General features: G+C 38.4%; 17 protein-coding genes. 2 read left to right on the top strand and 15 right to left on the bottom strand.

From position 1 onward, the window contains the following. Positions 1–51 precede the first annotated feature (51 nt). The 9 genes from QUH73_RS13990 to QUH73_RS13950 form a co-directional block, all read right to left on the bottom strand. The gene (locus tag QUH73_RS13990) at positions 52–603 is read right to left on the bottom strand and encodes a DUF1697 domain-containing protein (RefSeq protein ID WP_289531061.1); all 552 of its coding nucleotides are present in this window, start codon (positions 601–603) and stop codon (positions 52–54) included. Positions 604–643: 40 nt separating this feature from the next. Next, on the bottom strand, positions 644–1,072 hold the full coding sequence (locus tag QUH73_RS13985; protein WP_289531060.1) for an acyl-CoA thioesterase: 429 nt from the start codon (positions 1,070–1,072) through the stop codon (positions 644–646). A 93-nt stretch (positions 1,073–1,165) separates the two neighbouring features. Further along, positions 1,166–1,822 (bottom strand): tetratricopeptide repeat protein, encoded by a 657-nt coding sequence (locus QUH73_RS13980; RefSeq protein WP_289531059.1) that lies wholly within the window; start codon positions 1,820–1,822, stop codon positions 1,166–1,168. After that, positions 1,810–3,189 (bottom strand): hypothetical protein, encoded by a 1,380-nt coding sequence (locus QUH73_RS13975; protein ID WP_289531058.1) that lies wholly within the window; start codon positions 3,187–3,189, stop codon positions 1,810–1,812. Before QUH73_RS13975 ends, QUH73_RS13980 begins: the two co-directional genes overlap by 13 nt. Beyond that, complete coding sequence (locus QUH73_RS13970) at positions 3,165–5,387, bottom strand: urea transporter (RefSeq protein ID WP_289531057.1); 2,223 nt, start codon at positions 5,385–5,387, stop codon at positions 3,165–3,167. Before QUH73_RS13970 ends, QUH73_RS13975 begins: the two co-directional genes overlap by 25 nt. Before the next feature lie 2 nt (positions 5,388–5,389). Beyond that, positions 5,390–6,736 (bottom strand): alanine racemase, encoded by a 1,347-nt coding sequence (locus QUH73_RS13965; RefSeq protein ID WP_289531056.1) that lies wholly within the window; start codon positions 6,734–6,736, stop codon positions 5,390–5,392. Between the two features lie 59 nt (positions 6,737–6,795). After that, the gene (locus QUH73_RS13960; RefSeq protein WP_289531055.1) at positions 6,796–7,842 is read right to left on the bottom strand and encodes an ATP-grasp domain-containing protein; all 1,047 of its coding nucleotides are present in this window, start codon (positions 7,840–7,842) and stop codon (positions 6,796–6,798) included. Positions 7,843–8,004: 162 nt separating this feature from the next. Then, positions 8,005–8,247, bottom strand: a complete 243-nt coding sequence (locus QUH73_RS13955; protein ID WP_124993719.1) for a PqqD family protein — start codon at positions 8,245–8,247, stop codon at positions 8,005–8,007. 186 nt (positions 8,248–8,433) lie between these two features. Beyond that, positions 8,434–9,030, bottom strand: coding sequence for a helix-turn-helix domain-containing protein (locus QUH73_RS13950; protein WP_289531054.1), 597 nt, complete (start codon positions 9,028–9,030; stop codon positions 8,434–8,436). Positions 9,031–9,817: 787 nt separating this feature from the next. Between QUH73_RS13950 and QUH73_RS13945 the strand changes: the two genes are divergently transcribed. Together QUH73_RS13945 and QUH73_RS13940 are read left to right on the top strand one after the other, a co-directional pair. Next, the gene (locus QUH73_RS13945) at positions 9,818–10,447 is read left to right on the top strand and encodes an NUDIX hydrolase (protein WP_156196452.1); all 630 of its coding nucleotides are present in this window, start codon (positions 9,818–9,820) and stop codon (positions 10,445–10,447) included. Positions 10,448–10,548: 101 nt separating this feature from the next. After that, complete coding sequence (locus tag QUH73_RS13940; protein ID WP_289531053.1) at positions 10,549–10,890, top strand: hypothetical protein; 342 nt, start codon at positions 10,549–10,551, stop codon at positions 10,888–10,890. A gap of 73 nt (positions 10,891–10,963) precedes the next feature. Here the strand turns inward: QUH73_RS13940 and QUH73_RS13935 are convergent, their stop codons facing one another. The 6 genes from QUH73_RS13935 to QUH73_RS13910 all read right to left on the bottom strand — a co-directional run bounded on the left by QUH73_RS13935 (position 10,964) and on the right by QUH73_RS13910 (position 16,347). Next, positions 10,964–11,158: a hypothetical protein gene (locus tag QUH73_RS13935; protein WP_289531052.1), complete on the bottom strand. Its 195-nt coding sequence runs from the start codon at positions 11,156–11,158 to the stop codon at positions 10,964–10,966. 160 nt (positions 11,159–11,318) lie between these two features. Continuing rightward, entirely contained in the window at positions 11,319–12,299 is a 981-nt protein-coding gene (locus QUH73_RS13930; RefSeq protein ID WP_289531051.1) for a chorismate synthase, read from the bottom strand. 53 nt (positions 12,300–12,352) lie between these two features. After that, the gene (locus QUH73_RS13925; protein WP_289531050.1) at positions 12,353–12,802 is read right to left on the bottom strand and encodes a DUF523 domain-containing protein; all 450 of its coding nucleotides are present in this window, start codon (positions 12,800–12,802) and stop codon (positions 12,353–12,355) included. A 43-nt stretch (positions 12,803–12,845) separates the two neighbouring features. Continuing rightward, the gene (aroA, locus tag QUH73_RS13920) at positions 12,846–14,123 is read right to left on the bottom strand and encodes a 3-phosphoshikimate 1-carboxyvinyltransferase (RefSeq protein ID WP_289531049.1); all 1,278 of its coding nucleotides are present in this window, start codon (positions 14,121–14,123) and stop codon (positions 12,846–12,848) included. Between the two features lie 24 nt (positions 14,124–14,147). Next, on the bottom strand, positions 14,148–15,179 hold the full coding sequence (gene aroB, locus QUH73_RS13915; RefSeq protein WP_289531048.1) for a 3-dehydroquinate synthase: 1,032 nt from the start codon (positions 15,177–15,179) through the stop codon (positions 14,148–14,150). Between the two features lie 82 nt (positions 15,180–15,261). Next, positions 15,262–16,347, bottom strand: coding sequence for a bifunctional 3-deoxy-7-phosphoheptulonate synthase/chorismate mutase type II (locus QUH73_RS13910; protein WP_289531047.1), 1,086 nt, complete (start codon positions 16,345–16,347; stop codon positions 15,262–15,264). Positions 16,348–16,357: the final 10 nt, after the last annotated feature.

Here is a 16,357-nt window from a genome sequence, read left to right as displayed (position 1 = left end):
GGTGGGTGATTTGCGGGATGTATGATCGAGATCTTGCCGTTTTGTTTAAGGCTATTCCTCCTCTGCCGATAGTTCCAGAAGCTTAAGAGCAGTATTCCAGTTTCGTGTAGTTGCTTTCACTTTTAGTTTCGATTCGAAAAACTGATTGCTGAGTTTCGTTTTGTGATACTGCCCCAGGCAGTAAATAAATACATCTTTATCGATAATTTGAAAACGATCCGGTTCAAAGTTGAACTCACTAAGCGCTTCGCTTAATTCTGCTTTTGGAGTTTCATTGAGGAAGGTGATAAAAAGACTCTCTTTTTCATAAGAATCAGTATACGGATTTGACAGAACTGATTGTTCCCATTCACTTTGCGTTCTCACGATTACAGGAACTTCGAAACCGTATTTCTCCAAAATGGCATCTTCTAATTTTGCTTCAAGTATAGAATTGGAGACGTTTTGATATTCAAAAATTACATTTCCGCTCTGTATGTAGCTGATACAATCTGTAAATCCCAATTCAGAATACAGTTTTTTAAGATCTGCCATCAGAATTTTACGTTTTCCACCCACATTTATTCCTCTTAAAACAGAAATGTATTTTACTCTTTCACTCATAGGGTTTCAGGTTTTTATAGACGACGACTGGATCATGGTGTTATTCGTCATGCATTTGTAATTTAGCCTCTTCGTAAGCTTCCAAAAGGCGCTCCGGAACCAATGAAGGTCTCTGTTTTTCAAGATTGTAAAAGCAACCTGTCTGCTTTCCTTTGCAATGAATTATATCACCGGAAAAGATCTCAAAATCCATTTCCCATTTGCTGGATCCCAGATTTTTAATTTTGCATGTTCCCCGCGGATGATCCTGAATGGTTAACGGAACTTTGTAATGTACTTCGGTTTTAATTAAAATAGGGGAAATATTGGTAGCTATCATTTCATTGTATGGAAAGTGCTTCTCCAAAAACAAATGTCTTAAATCTTCGAACCATCTGATGTATACAATATTACTTACGATTCCCATTGCATCAATATCGTAGGCTTTAATGCCTATTTCCATTTCAACGATCATTAAATCAGTTGTCATTATTTTCGATTGTTAGTGTTTGTTGTTGTGCGGCTAAATCTACATAATCTAAATTGATATCGAAAATATGGATTGGGAATTAAATCGCCTTTTTTACTCCAAAGGGTTTTCCTTTGCCTGACCTAAGAGCTGAAGGCCTTCTAAAGCCGAAGGATCACTTGGGAAATACCATAGACTTTTTTGAAATAAGATGAGAGCCTCTCGGCTTTTGCCCATTCTATAATTGGTCCATGCAAGCATAATGAGTGCATCGTAACCAAAAGGATACAAATCCACTACCTTTTTAAAGTGCTGATGAGCTGTTTCATAGTCTTCCCGTCCATAGAAAATAAGACCTAAGCGATAATTGGCAACAGTTTGGTTGGGGGATATTTTAAGAATTTCTTTGTAGATATTGACAACTTCGTCCCATTTTCCAATGGCGGCTTTGGGTAATACCAATCCAAATTTGGCTTCTTCGGCATAAGGTTTTAAATTAACTGCCCGTTGATAATGAGAAATGGATTCATTAAACAAACCAGCCTGATAGTTGAGCCAGCCTAAACGTAAATTAATTTCATATGAATCCAGATCATATACTACTTTTAGCTGATCTATAGCGTGAGAAAAATCCCCTTCCTTTTCATCTTTATAACTCTCTTCGAATGCCAGGCCTGTAGTCTTAAAATCTTGGCCTGTTGCGCTGTTAAATAGTAGAATGACGAATAGTAAAGAAAATATATTGCGTTTTGATTTTTTTAGAAGTTCCATTTGATTCCTCCGGTTATTGATTGGACATTGATGTTTTGACTATTCAACTCATCATCTATTGTATAATTATTTTTTTCTTTCTGGTTTTGCCAGATCAGGAACAGATTAAGTTTTCCTTTGAATAGATACTGATAAATCGAAAGCTCTTTTCTGTTTTTTACAAGATTAACGCCGTTGAAAACAGAATATCCCTGATTTTCGATCTGTTTATACAAATCGCCAAAAGTATATCCTGCACTTGCCCATGTATTTTTTGCAATTCGAAAGCCTGTTCCTGTTTTCCAGTATTTTCTGTTGTGCCAGCTACTTGTTTGTTCTTTTTCCATTTGATTGGTAAAACTACCGGTTAAGTATAGGTTTGTGTTTCCCAATGGATAATATCGAAGTTCAATTTCTTGCTGCCAACGTGTTTCATTGTTCATTGAAGAATATAGTAAGCCTAAATCAAGTTGTAAATTCGATATTTTTTGCTGCAGACCGAGGTAGGCAATAAAACTGTTTTGTTTGATAGAGTAGGGATAAAGTTCTGTGCCTTCATCAGTAGTTACCGGATCAGATTGATTGCCGCTGCCCCCCGGGCCATTCCCGTTTCCAGCTTTAACCTGAGGTTCAATTGCCGCCACTCCATTCTGAACATTTAGAGGATTGCCGTTTATTTTTGTTGTGAGCCAATGTCCTGCAAGTATCAATTGACTTCCCCAGTTCAATTGAATAATACTTTTTAAGTAGTATTGATTTTGAGTGAGATCCTCGTCGTAAAAGTAACTCTCACTGACAATGGAATTCTTTACATCTACATGACTAAATGCCTGGAATAGTGAAACTTTTTCTCCCAACTGATGATTCAGTCCAATACTATAGTGCAGAAAGTCTTTGCGAACAGTCTGTTCCTGCAATTGATCTGAAGCAATTGCATAATCATCCAATATTTCATGTTTAATTTCTGAATAGATACCGGAAATAACTTTTGTTTTGCCGATGTTATATTTTTCCGATGTAGACCGGGCTAATTTGTTTTGGATGCGTGCAGCATCTTTTTCCTGTCCTCCTAAAAGATATGAGAAGTACAAATATTCTTTTATAATGGCATCTTCGCCATTTTGCAGGTATAACTGATGAAAAAGACCAGCTGATTTCCTGTATTTTTTCAGCTCGTAATTAGCAATTGCCATACGGTATTTTAGATAATAAAAATCAATTCCCTGCTTGTTGGCTTTTTCCCCTTCAAGAATCAATTGTTTCCATTGCCCTTTTTGGAACAGAGCAAAGCTTTCTTTGTCTACCTGGGCAACACTAAGTTTTTTCTGGGAGTTTGCCGATAGACCAAGAAGAATAGCCAGTATTAGTATGCTTGCATGTTTCCACATTTTATTTCGATTAGTTTACCATTTCTAATAATTTTTATCTGAAGAGAAGCACCACTTTCAATCTTGATTTCACTTGTTAGATGTTCTCTTTTGTTCAAATATCCGCACTCTATTTTAGATGAGAGTTCAATTTTTTCGGAGTTGATTCCTTCTTTTTTATTTTGGTATTTTAATTGATAGTTGGATTGCAGATAAATGTAAAAGGGAGCGATGAAATCCTGCAGGAAAAGCTTCCTTGCTCTGAAAACCTGATTCGGAGGAATTTCAGCTATTACATTCAGATCTTGATAATATCCCAAATAAACTTTATAACAGGACAGATAGAGATAGTAGAGTAGAGAGCGTTTATTGCCCAGGTAGTTATGGAATTGTAAAACGTTGGCTTCTACACTAAAAAAAGCTTTTGAATTTGTTTGCAAGCACTGAATGTAAGTGTTTCCAATTGCATCGGACTTGACTTCAAAATCCCAATCTTTTTCTAAAATTACCAGTTTTGAATCGAGACCGGATTCTACTGTTAACGTAAATTTCTGTCCGGCCTGAAATCCCAATGTCTGAGACAATAACGGATGGATTTCTCCCCGTAAAAGTTTTGTATTTGTTGGCGGTTTCGCATACGATTTTAGAATTACATCTTTGTCCAGGCGTTCTATATAATGCGGAAGTGTTACATCCAATGTTGCAGATCCAATATAGGGTGTGGCCTGAAATTGAAAGTGCAGATGAGGGTAGGGTGATCTGCCGGAATTGCCGCACAAGCCTAAAACCTCTCCTTTTTTAACAAGATCTCCTTTTTTTACCTTAAAACTTCCTTCTTTAAAATGGCTCAATTGTGAGAAAAGACTGTGGTTGTGACGAATCACCAGAGAGTTTCCCCAATTTTGATCCAAATTCACCTGTCCAATTTTATTATCAGGAATACCATCCAGAATATTTACAATCTCACCATCTGCCGGGCATAGTATTGTTCGGTTGTAACAGTAGTAATCTTCCACAAAATCGCCATCATTTTTATATTGCTCATCCTGATCATTAAGCATTGAAAAATCCCAGGCATGGCGCCATTCATTCTTATGAGTGTATTCACCATCATGAGCTTGGGTTACCGACCATTCTCCAATAAAAGGAAGTTGAAAATCGGCAACTACATTTGCAGATAAACGTTGAGCATTGCTTTTGAAATAGTACAAATTTTTCTCTGGAGAATTGTGCTGCACCTGCACTTCCTGCAACTTAACACTCGGCTGATACCGCAATTTTAAAATGTAAAGGAAAAGAAGAGTTACCAGATTAAATGGCAGTGCATAAACGGATAATCGGTAAGGGGCAAACCAATGCATGCTGCTGAGTGTTGCTAAAACCACGATTGGCAATAACAGAATAATCCACAGATAAGTATAAGGGGATGGAATTAAGTAGAAAGCCCCAAGAGCAATTGAAGTAAGAATAAAGTTAAAGCCGATAAAAGTATAGCCTAATTCGCTAATGTTTACATCAATAAGGATATAAAAAAAGTAGGCGACATAGAATCCTAAAATGGCGAATGTAAAGGCAATTCGGGAATAAAAAAGCAATCCAATCAGGATCAGTAATCCTGCCAGCCAATTGCTTTGAAAGAAAATAGCTCCCAGCGATTTTAGAAATATAGATACAGATTCATGTATTTCCCAATTTTGAATAAAATGATAGACATTCACCAGTTTTTGACCACCAAGGCTGAATAGTTCGTTGGCCTGATAAATGCCCCGTTCACTAATTCCCAATGAGGTTAAATCACTGCTTGCAAGCATAATCATCCAGATGCCAAGCAAAAAAGGAACACTTAAAAAGGGCAGAGCGTATTTGGCGAGTACACCCTGCAAGAATAAACAGATGAATAAGGTGAGAATGGATGACAGAATCACCAAAACAGCAATTTCGAGTCCCGGCTGAAAATATAAACCGATGCCTAGTCCTACCAACAAACTATTAAATCCATAGCTTCCATCTTTAATGTAGTAGGTTGAGAAACCCATTTTGCCGGCAACTAAATTTGCTGTTAAAATGGAAATCAGACCTGCTGTTCCGGCCCAGGGATCGAAAAAACTAACCACCAAAAGCAGCACAGCAAAGGCTTTGTTTCGTGAGAAAAATACCTGAGCGTAGCTGTTTAGTGTCGCTTCGCCTAAAAATAGTATGTTCTGTTTAAGCTCTTTCATTATTATTTAAGATGTTTCGGAACATTTTCCTGGGCATTAAATTCTTGAAAGCTTTCTTTTTTTCGGATAACGTGTATTTTTCTGTCTTCATCAATTAATAATACAGGAGGACGAAGTTTTATGAATTGCATCCATTGGGTCATGTTATAGGCTCCAATTCTTGGAATTACAATGGCATCGCCCTTTTGAAGCAAAGGAAATTGAATGGCTTCACGAATTATATCAATGTTCATGCACAAAGGTCCGTAAATCGTTGTGTTTTCGGTTTGCTCCGAATTTAATTTCGTAGGCATAACCTCATGTGCGTACCAAAAGGCAGTGAATAACATATTTACTCCAATATCAATAACCGTGGCTCTGCGTCCGTCAACCAAACGCTTGTTTGCCAATACGCTTCCTAATGCATAACCGGCTTCATCAATTAAAGCCCTACCTGTTTCCAGTAGTAAAAGAGGCAGCTTATCGGGAGGCAATTCACTTCCCAGAAGAGCAGAGGTTAGTGCTTCGGCGTAATCATCGAAAGAAGGACATGTATCTGCCCCGGGAAGATAGGCACCTTTCAGTGTGTTCTTTGTCGCAAACCCTCCACCCAAATCGAGGTATTTTATACTGTGGTTAAATTTTCGTTGCAAACGAACGGCCATATCTGCCAATTTACCGGCTGCAATTGCGTAGGCACTAACCGCTGTAATGTATGTGCCCATGTGCGTGTGCAAGCCTACCAATTCCATATGTTCATGCAGCATTATGCGGTTTAGTGCATGCCATGCTTCTCCGTTTTCAAGATTAAATCCAAAACGATCCCATCGTGGATAAATACCTGCATCCAAATTGATGCGCAATGCTACATTTGCTTTTTTATCCAGCTTTTGAGCCAATTCACCCAGAAAATAAAATTCATCCAAACTGTCCAAATGAATCATTGCTCCATCGGTAATTGCTCTTTCTAAATCCTCTTTTGATTTTTCGGGGCCATTAAATATGATCTGATCGCCTGAGATACCGTTTTCGATTGCTTTGGAGTATTCGAAACCGGAAACCACCTCGGCCCATGCTCCCTCTGAGTGAAATATTTTACAAACAGCATTCATGTAATTGGTTTTGTAGGACCATGCAAATTGCACCCGTGGATATCGCGTTGAAAACGCTTTATGAGCGGTTCTGTAGGTTTTCCGGATACAAGGTTCCGATATTACATATACCGGAGAACCAAATTCCTTTAAAATGTCGTGTACTGAATGTTCTTCTATATGACTTAAAGTTGCTGTTTTAGTCTTCATTCCGAATTTATCGGGCATGCCGGCGTTTACTTTATTAAGTATAGGCCTTTCGTAATCCAATTTCTTCATGTGACAGTTTATTAAGTTTTTTCAATTTTTTGATAGCTGTTTGTTTCGGATTGTTTCTTTTACATTTCTCCGGTAACCGATAAGCTTCCGAATTGCGCGATATCCCCAATTAAATCAAAGGAATATCTGATAAACATTTTTCCGACTTCATATTCCAAATAGTTTGGGACATCCATTCCAAAAGCTAGTTTTATGAGAGCTTCAGGAAGATTTTGTCCGGCGGCGACAGCCAAATAGACCCATGCCGGAATTCGTGGATTGATTTCGATCAGGAAATATTCATTCTGATTGGTTTTTATCAGTTCCAATTCCATTCCTCCCCGCCATTTGGTTTGTTTGAGTAAGCTCCTGGTTAAATCAAGCATTTTTTCATCCTTAATGGTAACTCCTCCCCAGGCTTTCCCTTTATCAGTAATGTATTGTTTTCGCATGGGTACTGCACCAACGGTATTTCCTTGTCCGTCGCCTAAAGCGATAACATTTACCTCAGTGCCCCGGATAAATTCCTGAATGATAACAGGCAGGCCCCATTTTGCTGATATTTTATTGAAATGAGTATTTACCTGTTCAGGGGTATAAGCCAAATAAGCATCGTAAAATTTGCCTTTAACAAGTAAGGGATATTCAAAATCTTCTTTCAGTTCATCAATGTCTCTTCTACTGGTAATTGATTTACTTAGCGGAACTTTAATGCCGTATTTTTCGCCGTATTCGTTAAGATTCGCCTTGTGTCGTTCCTCGAACTGCTGCATGGTAGGCAGGAAGGTTCGAATGCCCATTTTCTCAAGTTTTTCCTTCGATTGAATAAAGGTGTACAACTCAGCATCCAGATTGGGAATGATAAAATCCAGATTTTCTTTGGAATTGATGTACTCAATTCGTTCAAGTACAGCCTCTTTTCCTGACGAAGGATAGGGAATCTGATAGGTTTTATCTACCAAATCGCGCATGTAAATTCCCGGCTCCAGATTTTCGTAAGCCAAACCAATTATTCGTACGTCAAAATCTTTGCTTTCTTTTAAACCTCGAATAACCGGTATTCCCGGTCCGGGATTATCGGTATTGTTTAATCCTGTGACTGCGATATTAAATTTTGGTTTCTCCATTTTATACCATTTTGAATAGTTAGTGAGCTATGGCGAGCGAAAACAACCCGGTCTAATGCCGATGGAATTATGTTGAGTATGACGTACCGAACAAAGTGAGCTAATGAACCCCTATGTAATTATCCGTGAATAAATACAACCCACTTATTTATCCAATCGGTATTATCTGTCAAGCAATTCGTTGTGCTGGAGCATTTTTAAGAAATCTTCCATGTTTTTTTCAAGAGTTACCAGATCTACTTCATATCGATCGAGTATTAATTGGTTAATCTTTTCGATATCGTATCCTTCTTTTAAATAGTTTAATATTTCTTTTGCAATAGGATTTACGATAAAGGAGTCTCCCGTTTCAGGATTGAATAAGAATCCGTTTTCACTGACGGCTACGTTTCTTTTTAACTTCATGATTTCGGAATTAATGCATACTTTTTAAAGATTTGTGTGCTTTTTGGGTCTTTATTAAAATAAAGCACGCTAAGTCTTTAAATATCATTGAAAAGGTAGGGAAGTATCAGGTGGTAAATATTACAATATTTCGTAAATAAGTTATAATATTTGGTTTTGCTAAGCAGGGAAGAGTATCCTGAGTGTTTAATACAAGGAGTGTAAGGGTTTTTTATGATCCTCTTGATTTTTTTTGTACTCGCTTACAGATAAGCCGGTAATTTTATGAAATTGGTTGGATAGATATTGAACACTGCTGTAATCCATCAGGAAAGCAATCTCACTTAATGTGTATTCTTCCTGATCAATTAGTTCTTTAATTCGTTCTATTTTATTCAGAATAATAAATCGTTCCAAGGTAATGGATTCGTGGCGCGAAAATAGTTTGGATAATTGCTGGTAGCTTAATCCAAGTTTGCCAACCAAATATTCCGATTTTTGAACAATAGAGTCGGCATTATTCATTTGATGAATCAATTCAATAACGGCTGTTTTAATTCGTTCAACAATTTTTTGCTCATGACTAATTACTAACTCCATACCATTTTCCTGAATGATGGAATTAATTTTTTCCATATCGAGATCATTAGGATTGTAGGTAATTGTAGCCATTCCTAGCCGAATTTTATCGACACGAATTGCATTTTCTTTTAACGACATGCTCAAAATCCGCACACAACAATTGCAAACCATATTCTTAATGTAAATGGTCTCTGTATGCAGTCTGTCATCTTTTTGATGCATGGGCGATTGTTTCAGTACATTTTTCTATTGACCGTACAATCCTCAATATAGCAATAAAATTAATTTTTCGTGAAAGAAATAAGCTTGTAAAAGACAGAAAGATAGGCAGGTCTGTTTTAAACGAAGGAAAGAACCCGGTTTAATGCCGATGCAATCTCAGTGGAATTCTTGAAATTCGATGGATTAAAATTCATCGTTATTATATTTTGTCCTTTCAGGACATTTTGTTTTTCCAGGATTTCACCCATTCTGTGAATGAAAATTTATCTTACAGAAAGCCTTAGCAGGCGGATTGACAAATTCCGAAGGAATGACAAATAGTAACGATGGGATTCATCCCATCGAAGAAGTAGGGACAATAAGTAAGCCCTGAAGGGCGAAGTAAAATAATTATGGGCAATTGTTGGTACATTTCAAATCGACTGCTCTTTTAAGCCCCTTTAGGGGTTTGGGGTAAAGTACGTCACACAAAACACATACTGCCACAGCAAGACTTGGAGTAAAACGATTGATGAGATATTGGTGGGTGGTAAGCAAAAAATATCACCACGGAGTGCACTGAGGTTCACAGAGTTTTTTTGTTTGTTTTTTTCTCTGTGTCTCTTAGTATCCTTTTGAAATACTGTATTTGTCTTTAGGTGGGTATTATGTAATATTTCTCTCTTTTTTGGTTTACTATCTCTGCAAAAAAGAATACCTTAGTTGGGTTTTAGAAAATTACCATACTTATCTGCTTGTTGTGGTTCATTTAGAAAAGACTCGTTGCTAATAATCTAAATTTTAAAAAATGGCTAAACAAACTCCTGACCATTGGTTGACAATTGCTAAAAAGATCAATTCTATTGCACAGTCTGGATTGGCTTTTACCAAAGACAAATATGATAAGGAACGATATGAAGAATTACGCGATTTGAGCATTCAAATTTTTAATAATATCACAGAAATTGATTCAGAAAAACTGGAATTTATTTTTAACCGGGATGTTGGATATCAAACCCCAAAAGTTGGTGTACGAGCAATTATCTTTAAGAATGATAAGATATTATTAGTTAAAGAAATAATGGATAACAAATGGAGTCCACCTGGAGGATATGCAGATAATGGAATGCTGCCAAGTGAAATAGCAATTAATGAAGTCAAAGAAGAATCTGGTTTTGATGTTAAACCGATTAGAATACTTGGGCTAATCGATTATAATAAGCATCAGAATAGACCATTCCCATTTGATATATACCAAATATTTATGGAATGCGAGATTGTTGGAGGAGAAGCGAAAATAGGTTTGGAGACAAGTGATGTAGGTTTCTTTGATATTAATGATTTGCCTGAATTATCAGTACGTCGGGTAACAAAAGATCAGATTTTGAAAATGTATGAATTATATAAAAATCGTAATCTTCAACCAATCTTTGATTGAAAAAATATAAAACGAACCGCAAAAGCTAAATTGCCATGGGCGATGATGAGCAGTTCGAAGTTTAGAGCAATTAGCAAAGAGGGTGTCCAAAAAGGAATGTTTTGTATTGGATTGTTATGTTGAGCGAAGTCGAAACATCTGTTTTTCAAAGTGAAAGATTCTTCGTCCCGATTCATCGGGATCAGAATGACAATAGAACAATACTTTTTGGACACCCTCTTTTTGTTTTAGCTGTGTTCGTATTGGTGGTGGAGAAAGAGGCACCCATCATCAGCAAAGGGGCTGTATTTTTGTCTGAATTGGAAAATGTCAATGTTTATAGGCTTTTCATGATGCTTGTATTTGTTTCGCTTTGGAGCGGAGGTATTTTCGGCATAGCAATAGTATCATTTGTAAGGAGCGGAGGCTTCCCATGCATAGCAATAGTGTCATCTGTAAGGTAGGAAGGCTGTTTTTTGATGGCAAAAGTCCCTTCGCATTGGAGCGGAGGTCTTATTGACATAAAAAAGAAGGTTTTTATCTGTGCGAAGACCACTTTTTTATCAGAAAAGCTGTATCGCAGCAATGCGAAGGGACTTTAGCCACAAAAATAGAACCATCTGTCTGATGCGACGAGGGTTCCGGCATCAGAAAATCGTCATCGTTCTCGCGAGGATAGGGTGCCGGCATCAAGAAAATAGCTTCGCTTTCGAGCGAAAGCTTTATCGGCATAAGAATGGAGTCATCTGCTTGGAGCGACGAGGGTTTCGGCATAAAAAAACAGGCATCGCTTTGTAGCGAAAGCTTCATCGCCTGTATGGTGAGGAAATAAAAGCCCCACAAAGAAAAAAAAATGATCCTTGTGGGGCATGTATTTTTAGTAAAGAGCCGTTTATCTTCTGGCCTTATCTAACAATTTTAAATCAGCCAATGCAATTGCGGCTGCTGCTTCAATAATTACCGGAACACGTAAAGCTATGCAGGCATCGTGACGGCCTTCTATCAGTAAATCCTCCACTTCGCCTTTGGCAAAATTCATGGTTTTCTGATTTCTGCCAATCGATGAGGTTGGCTTTATGGCTACTCGAAATACCAGCTCGTTTCCGTTGGTAATTCCTCCGTTGATTCCTCCCGCATGATTGGTCTCCGTTTTTCCGGTTTCATCAATAAAATTATCGTTGTGTTCCGAGCCTTTCATTTTGGCAGCAGCAAAGCCGGAACCAAATTCAATTCCTTTGGTTGCAGGTATCGCAAAAATAAGATGTGAAATCATCGACTCTACTGAATCGAAGAAGGGTTCGCCGTAACCGATAGGAAGATTATTGGCTCTGCATTCAACAATTCCTCCTACAGAATCGTGCTGAAGCAAGGCATCTTCAACTGCAGCATCAAAATTGCTTTGTCCGCCAACTTCGGTAAGCTTGGCATCGATTTGCACATCACCCAGAATCTTTTTAGCTACTACACCAGCAGCAACTATTCCGAGGGTGATTCTTCCCGAAAAATGACCGCCTCCGGTATAATCGTTGTGTCGGCCAAATTTATGCTGAGCTACAAAATCGGCATGTCCGGGACGCGGACTGTCTAACAGATTGCTGTAGTCTTTCGATTTGGTATTTTTGTTATGGAATAGGATGATTAGTGGGGCACCCGTAGTTTTTCCCTCGAAGGTTCCGCTTAAAATGCTGGGCATATCTGCCTCAATTCTTGGGGTTGTACCTCTTGCGCCAGATTTTCTGCGGCTTATATCGTGCAGAAGATCTTCATCGGTTAGGTCAATTCCTGATGGACATCCGTCGATAGTGATACCAACTCCTTTACCGTGCGATTCTCCAAATATGCTAAGTCTAAATATTCTTCCGAAATTATTCATTTATTATTGTTATTAGTAACCAGTCATTAGTAGTTCGTAAAAATAGCCAATGTTTATTTTTCATTGGTAAGTATCGAATGAAAATTTTCTTCATTCAGTATTTGCACGCCATTATTTGCCAGTATGTTAGCGGTAAATCCGTTTCCTTCTTTGTATTTACCCGTGAAACTGCCGTCATAAATTTTTCCGTATCCGCATGACGGACTGTTGGCTTTTAAAATGACCGTTTTACAATTCAAGGCCTTTGCCACATTCGCGACTATTTCGGCACCCTTGGTAAATTGGGCAGTATAATCATTTTGATCCCGACCAATAACCTTTAATTCGTTATTGATTTTCACTATTTCGCAAGGGATACGTGGTGTAGTAAGACCACCTAAATTTTCCGGACACAGGGCAATGGCTTTGTTTTCAAGAACCAGTTTTTTAATTTCTGGAACTTCGTTGCTTTTGCCATCGTATCTGCATTCGCAACCGGCCAAACAAGCACTGACTATTATCATTTTACAAGTATTTTTTATAATTATTTCTTCTGGTTTATCCGTTTTAAACAAACTGACTGTCGAAATAAAACTGCGCCACACCGCCACCTATTTTTCGTAAATCCGTAAAAAATTCAGGATACGATTTTGCAACACACTCGTGCTGACCTATTTCAATCGGACTTGGTGATGCCAATGCTGTTACGGCCAGTGCCATGGCAATGCGGTGATCATTATTACTTTTTGCCAATCCTCCTTGTACGCTACCGCCGGGAATTATCATTTCATCGTCTTCGATGCGAATTCGAACGCCTAATTTGGCAAATTCTTTTTTTAGAACGATACCCCGATTGCATTCTTTATGCTCTAATCGGTGAACTCCCTTAATTCTGCTTTCTCCCGCACAGTGACAGGCCAAAGCCACCAAAGGAGGGAAGAGATCAGGACTATGTGTGGCATCAAAATCAAAGGCATTTAAAGTTTTTTTCTCAACCGTTAAATTGTTTCCTTCCCATGTAACGGAGGCGCCGCATTTTTGCAAGGCATCCAAAATTGCCTTATCGGCCTGATAAGAATCAGGATTCATGTGTTCCAGTGTTACAATTCCTTTCAACGCTCCGGCAACCAAAAGAGGAGCAGCTGAACTCCAATCAGCTTCAATTGTGTATTCAGTTGGTTGATAAATTTGATTTCCTTTTATCTGAAAGTTCTCGTAATTCTCATGTTCTATTTCAATACCAAAATGCTTTATTAAATCCAGAGTCATGTTGATATAAGGAATGCTTTTTAAATCTTTTACTTTCAGTGTTGTATCTTCTTTTCGCAAAGGCAGAGCCATTAAAAGGCCTGTGAGGAATTGAGATCCAAGCGATCCGTCAATTTTCGCGAAATTACTTTTGTAGCCGCCTTTTATACGAATGGGCAGGAATCCCTTGCCGGGATTTTCACATTCAATACCCAAATTTTCCAATCCTTCAATAATGTTCTGAACGGGTCTTTTTAGGATGCTGCCTGTTCCCGTAATTTCCATTTCTTCCGGCTTCAGAGCAACAATGGGAGAGAACATTCTTAACGAAAGTCCCGATTCTCCAACATGAATGCTTTTGGGAGCTTCGCTTACTTTGGAAGTTATTTCTACCGAATTTTCCTTTTTGGTGACTACCGAACCCATTCGTTGTATGATATCTGTTGCGGCATCAGCATCTTCACATTTGCAGGGATTGTGAATTACAGAGTTTCCGTTAGCCAACATTGCAGCGGCTAAAGCTCTTTGCATCATGCTTTTTGAGGAAGGCGGCGTTAGTCTTCCTTTAATGGTTGAGGATTGAATTCGAACTCTCATAATTTTGGGTATTAATGTGCTTATTTAGGATTTGGCACAAAGTGCAATCACCTTGGTTTTCAGTTCTTCAATAGGAAGGGTAACAATTGTGGCTTCTCCTATTTTTTTGAGTAGAATAAAATCAATGGTCGATCGGTTTTTCTTTTTGTCTTTGATCAGATATTGATTAATCGTGTCGGCAGAAACGTCATGTTCCAGTGGCAATTCAAATTTTTGCAGTAAGTCATCAACTTTTTTCGCATCAGAATTGCTTAGTTCACACAACTCCTGAGACAATTGGCAGGCTAAATTCATCCCAACCGATACGGCTTCGCCATGAGTTAAATCTGAATTATTCTCTATAGCATGACCAATGGTGTGACCGAAATTCAATTTCTTGCGTTCGCATTTTTCAAAGGGATCACCTTCAACAACCTCTGTCTTAATCGAAACAGCTCTGTAAACCAAGTCTTCCATTAAGTTTGGATCTAAATTCAGAAGAGCTTCGCAGTTATCATTCAGGAAATTATACAAGTCTTCATCTTTAATAAAAGCATGCTTAATTACTTCCCCAAATCCACTTCTAACTTCGCGCTTAGGCAAGGTTCGAAGCAAAACCGGATCGCAAATCACAAACTTGGGAGGATTGAAAATACCAATCATGTTCTTCAGTTTGCCAAAATTAATTCCGTTTTTTCCGCCAACACTGGCATCAACCTGAGACAGCAGGGAAGTGCTGATGAAACCAAATTCAAGACCCCGCATAAAAATAGAAGCCACAAAACCTGTCACGTCAGAAACCAAACCACCGCCCATTCCCAACAGAAAACTATTTCGGTCAGCACCTCTTTCAAGCAGTTGACCGATGATTTTTTCGATGGTTTGCCAGTTTTTGTTTCCTTCTCCACAACCCATTACGATATAATCGAACTGGTTGATGAATTCGGAGTAGTGCCGGTAAATGTTCTCATCGCAAATTAGAAAGCATTTTTTCTCCGGCAGGTAGTTCTTAATATTGAGATAAGATTCTCCTACAAAAATACTGCTGTTTTGCTTTTCGATATGTATGGTCTTCATTCTTTTCTGAGTAGTTAGTACATAGCAGTTAGTACATAGCAGTCAGCCAAAATACGAACTGCTACATACCAATTACTACTATCTATGAATTCATAATTTCTTCCTGCTGGTTGATTGATTCCTGATGGATTGCTTTGAATAAGCTATTAATGAATTGTTCACTAAAGCCTTTTTTCTTTCCAATTTCCATACTTTTTTCCAGAATACTTCCCCAACGTTTGTTTTGCAAAACGGTGATGTTGTTTTCTTTTTTGTAATGACCGATTGTTTTGGCTACCTGCATGCGGTTCTCTAATAATTCCAGTAATTTCTGATCGAAATCATCAATTAAATGTCTTAGTTCGCCAAGAGTATTGTCAACCAATTCATTTGGAGCCTCAGGATCACGAAGAACCAAGTTAGCTAAAAGTTCCTGAAGAGCGACCGGGGTTAATTGTTGTTTGGCATCACTCCAGGCTTCTTCGGGTTTGCAATGCGATTCAATTATTAATCCTTCGTAGTTCAAATCCATTGATTTTTGAGCGATTTCTTCAAGTAGGTCACGATCTCCTGTAATGTGACTAGGGTCGCAAAAGATAGGAAGCTGCGGCATTCTTCTTTTCAATTCAATTGGAATTTGCCATTGAGGATCATTTCTGTATTTCAATTTTTGGTAGGTCGAAAATCCACGGTGAATCGCGGCTAATCTTGTTAATCCAACCGCATGAAGTCTTTCGATTGCACCCATCCAAAGCTCCAAATCAGGATTAATTGGATTTTTTACCAAAACAGGAATGTCATGACCGCGTAATGCGTCAGCAATTTCCTGAACAGCAAAAGGATTAACTGTGGTTCTTGCGCCAATCCATAAGATGTCTACACCTGCACCCAAAGCCAGTTCAACGTGACGGGCGTTGGCTACCTCTGTAGCTGTAATCAATCCGAATTCTTCTTTTACTTTTTGCAGCCAGATTAATCCTTTTGCGCCAATTCCTTCAAAGCTGTTTGGACGGGTACGTGGTTTCCAGATTCCTGCGCGGAAAATTGGAATACCTGCAGCTTTAATTCCTCTTGCTGCATCCATCACTTGTTCCTCGGTCTCTGCGCTGCAAGGTCCTGCAATAACCATTGGGCGGGTACTAACGTCAACTGGCCAGCTGCTTAGATCCTTAATTTCCAAATTCTTCATTGTATACTGT

The organism is Labilibaculum sp. K2S (genome assembly GCF_030372765.1).
Classification (GTDB): Bacteria; Bacteroidota; Bacteroidia; order Bacteroidales; family Marinifilaceae; genus Labilibaculum.
Note: the sequence above shows the minus strand (reverse complement) of the source record. Positions and strands in the feature narration are given on the sequence as shown.

Coding starts and splice junctions, on each gene's coding strand:
- QUH73_RS13990 (WP_289531061.1), bottom strand. CDS start 603: ATGAGTGAAAGAGTAAAATACATTTCTGTTTTAAGAGGAATAAATGTG.
- QUH73_RS13985 (WP_289531060.1), bottom strand. CDS start 1,072: ATGACAACTGATTTAATGATCGTTGAAATGGAAATAGGCATTAAAGCC.
- QUH73_RS13980 (WP_289531059.1), bottom strand. CDS start 1,822: ATGGAACTTCTAAAAAAATCAAAACGCAATATATTTTCTTTACTATTC.
- QUH73_RS13975 (WP_289531058.1), bottom strand. CDS start 3,189: ATGTGGAAACATGCAAGCATACTAATACTGGCTATTCTTCTTGGTCTA.
- QUH73_RS13970 (WP_289531057.1), bottom strand. CDS start 5,387: ATGAAAGAGCTTAAACAGAACATACTATTTTTAGGCGAAGCGACACTA.
- QUH73_RS13965 (WP_289531056.1), bottom strand. CDS start 6,736: ATGAAGAAATTGGATTACGAAAGGCCTATACTTAATAAAGTAAACGCC.
- QUH73_RS13960 (WP_289531055.1), bottom strand. CDS start 7,842: ATGGAGAAACCAAAATTTAATATCGCAGTCACAGGATTAAACAATACC.
- QUH73_RS13955 (WP_124993719.1), bottom strand. CDS start 8,247: ATGAAGTTAAAAAGAAACGTAGCCGTCAGTGAAAACGGATTCTTATTC.
- QUH73_RS13950 (WP_289531054.1), bottom strand. CDS start 9,030: ATGCATCAAAAAGATGACAGACTGCATACAGAGACCATTTACATTAAG.
- QUH73_RS13945 (WP_156196452.1), top strand. CDS start 9,818: ATGGCTAAACAAACTCCTGACCATTGGTTGACAATTGCTAAAAAGATC.
- QUH73_RS13935 (WP_289531052.1), bottom strand. CDS start 11,158: ATGCCGATAAAGCTTTCGCTCGAAAGCGAAGCTATTTTCTTGATGCCG.
- QUH73_RS13930 (WP_289531051.1), bottom strand. CDS start 12,299: ATGAATAATTTCGGAAGAATATTTAGACTTAGCATATTTGGAGAATCG.
- QUH73_RS13925 (WP_289531050.1), bottom strand. CDS start 12,802: ATGATAATAGTCAGTGCTTGTTTGGCCGGTTGCGAATGCAGATACGAT.
- aroA (WP_289531049.1), bottom strand. CDS start 14,123: ATGAGAGTTCGAATTCAATCCTCAACCATTAAAGGAAGACTAACGCCG.
- aroB (WP_289531048.1), bottom strand. CDS start 15,179: ATGAAGACCATACATATCGAAAAGCAAAACAGCAGTATTTTTGTAGGA.
- QUH73_RS13910 (WP_289531047.1), bottom strand. CDS start 16,347: ATGAAGAATTTGGAAATTAAGGATCTAAGCAGCTGGCCAGTTGACGTT.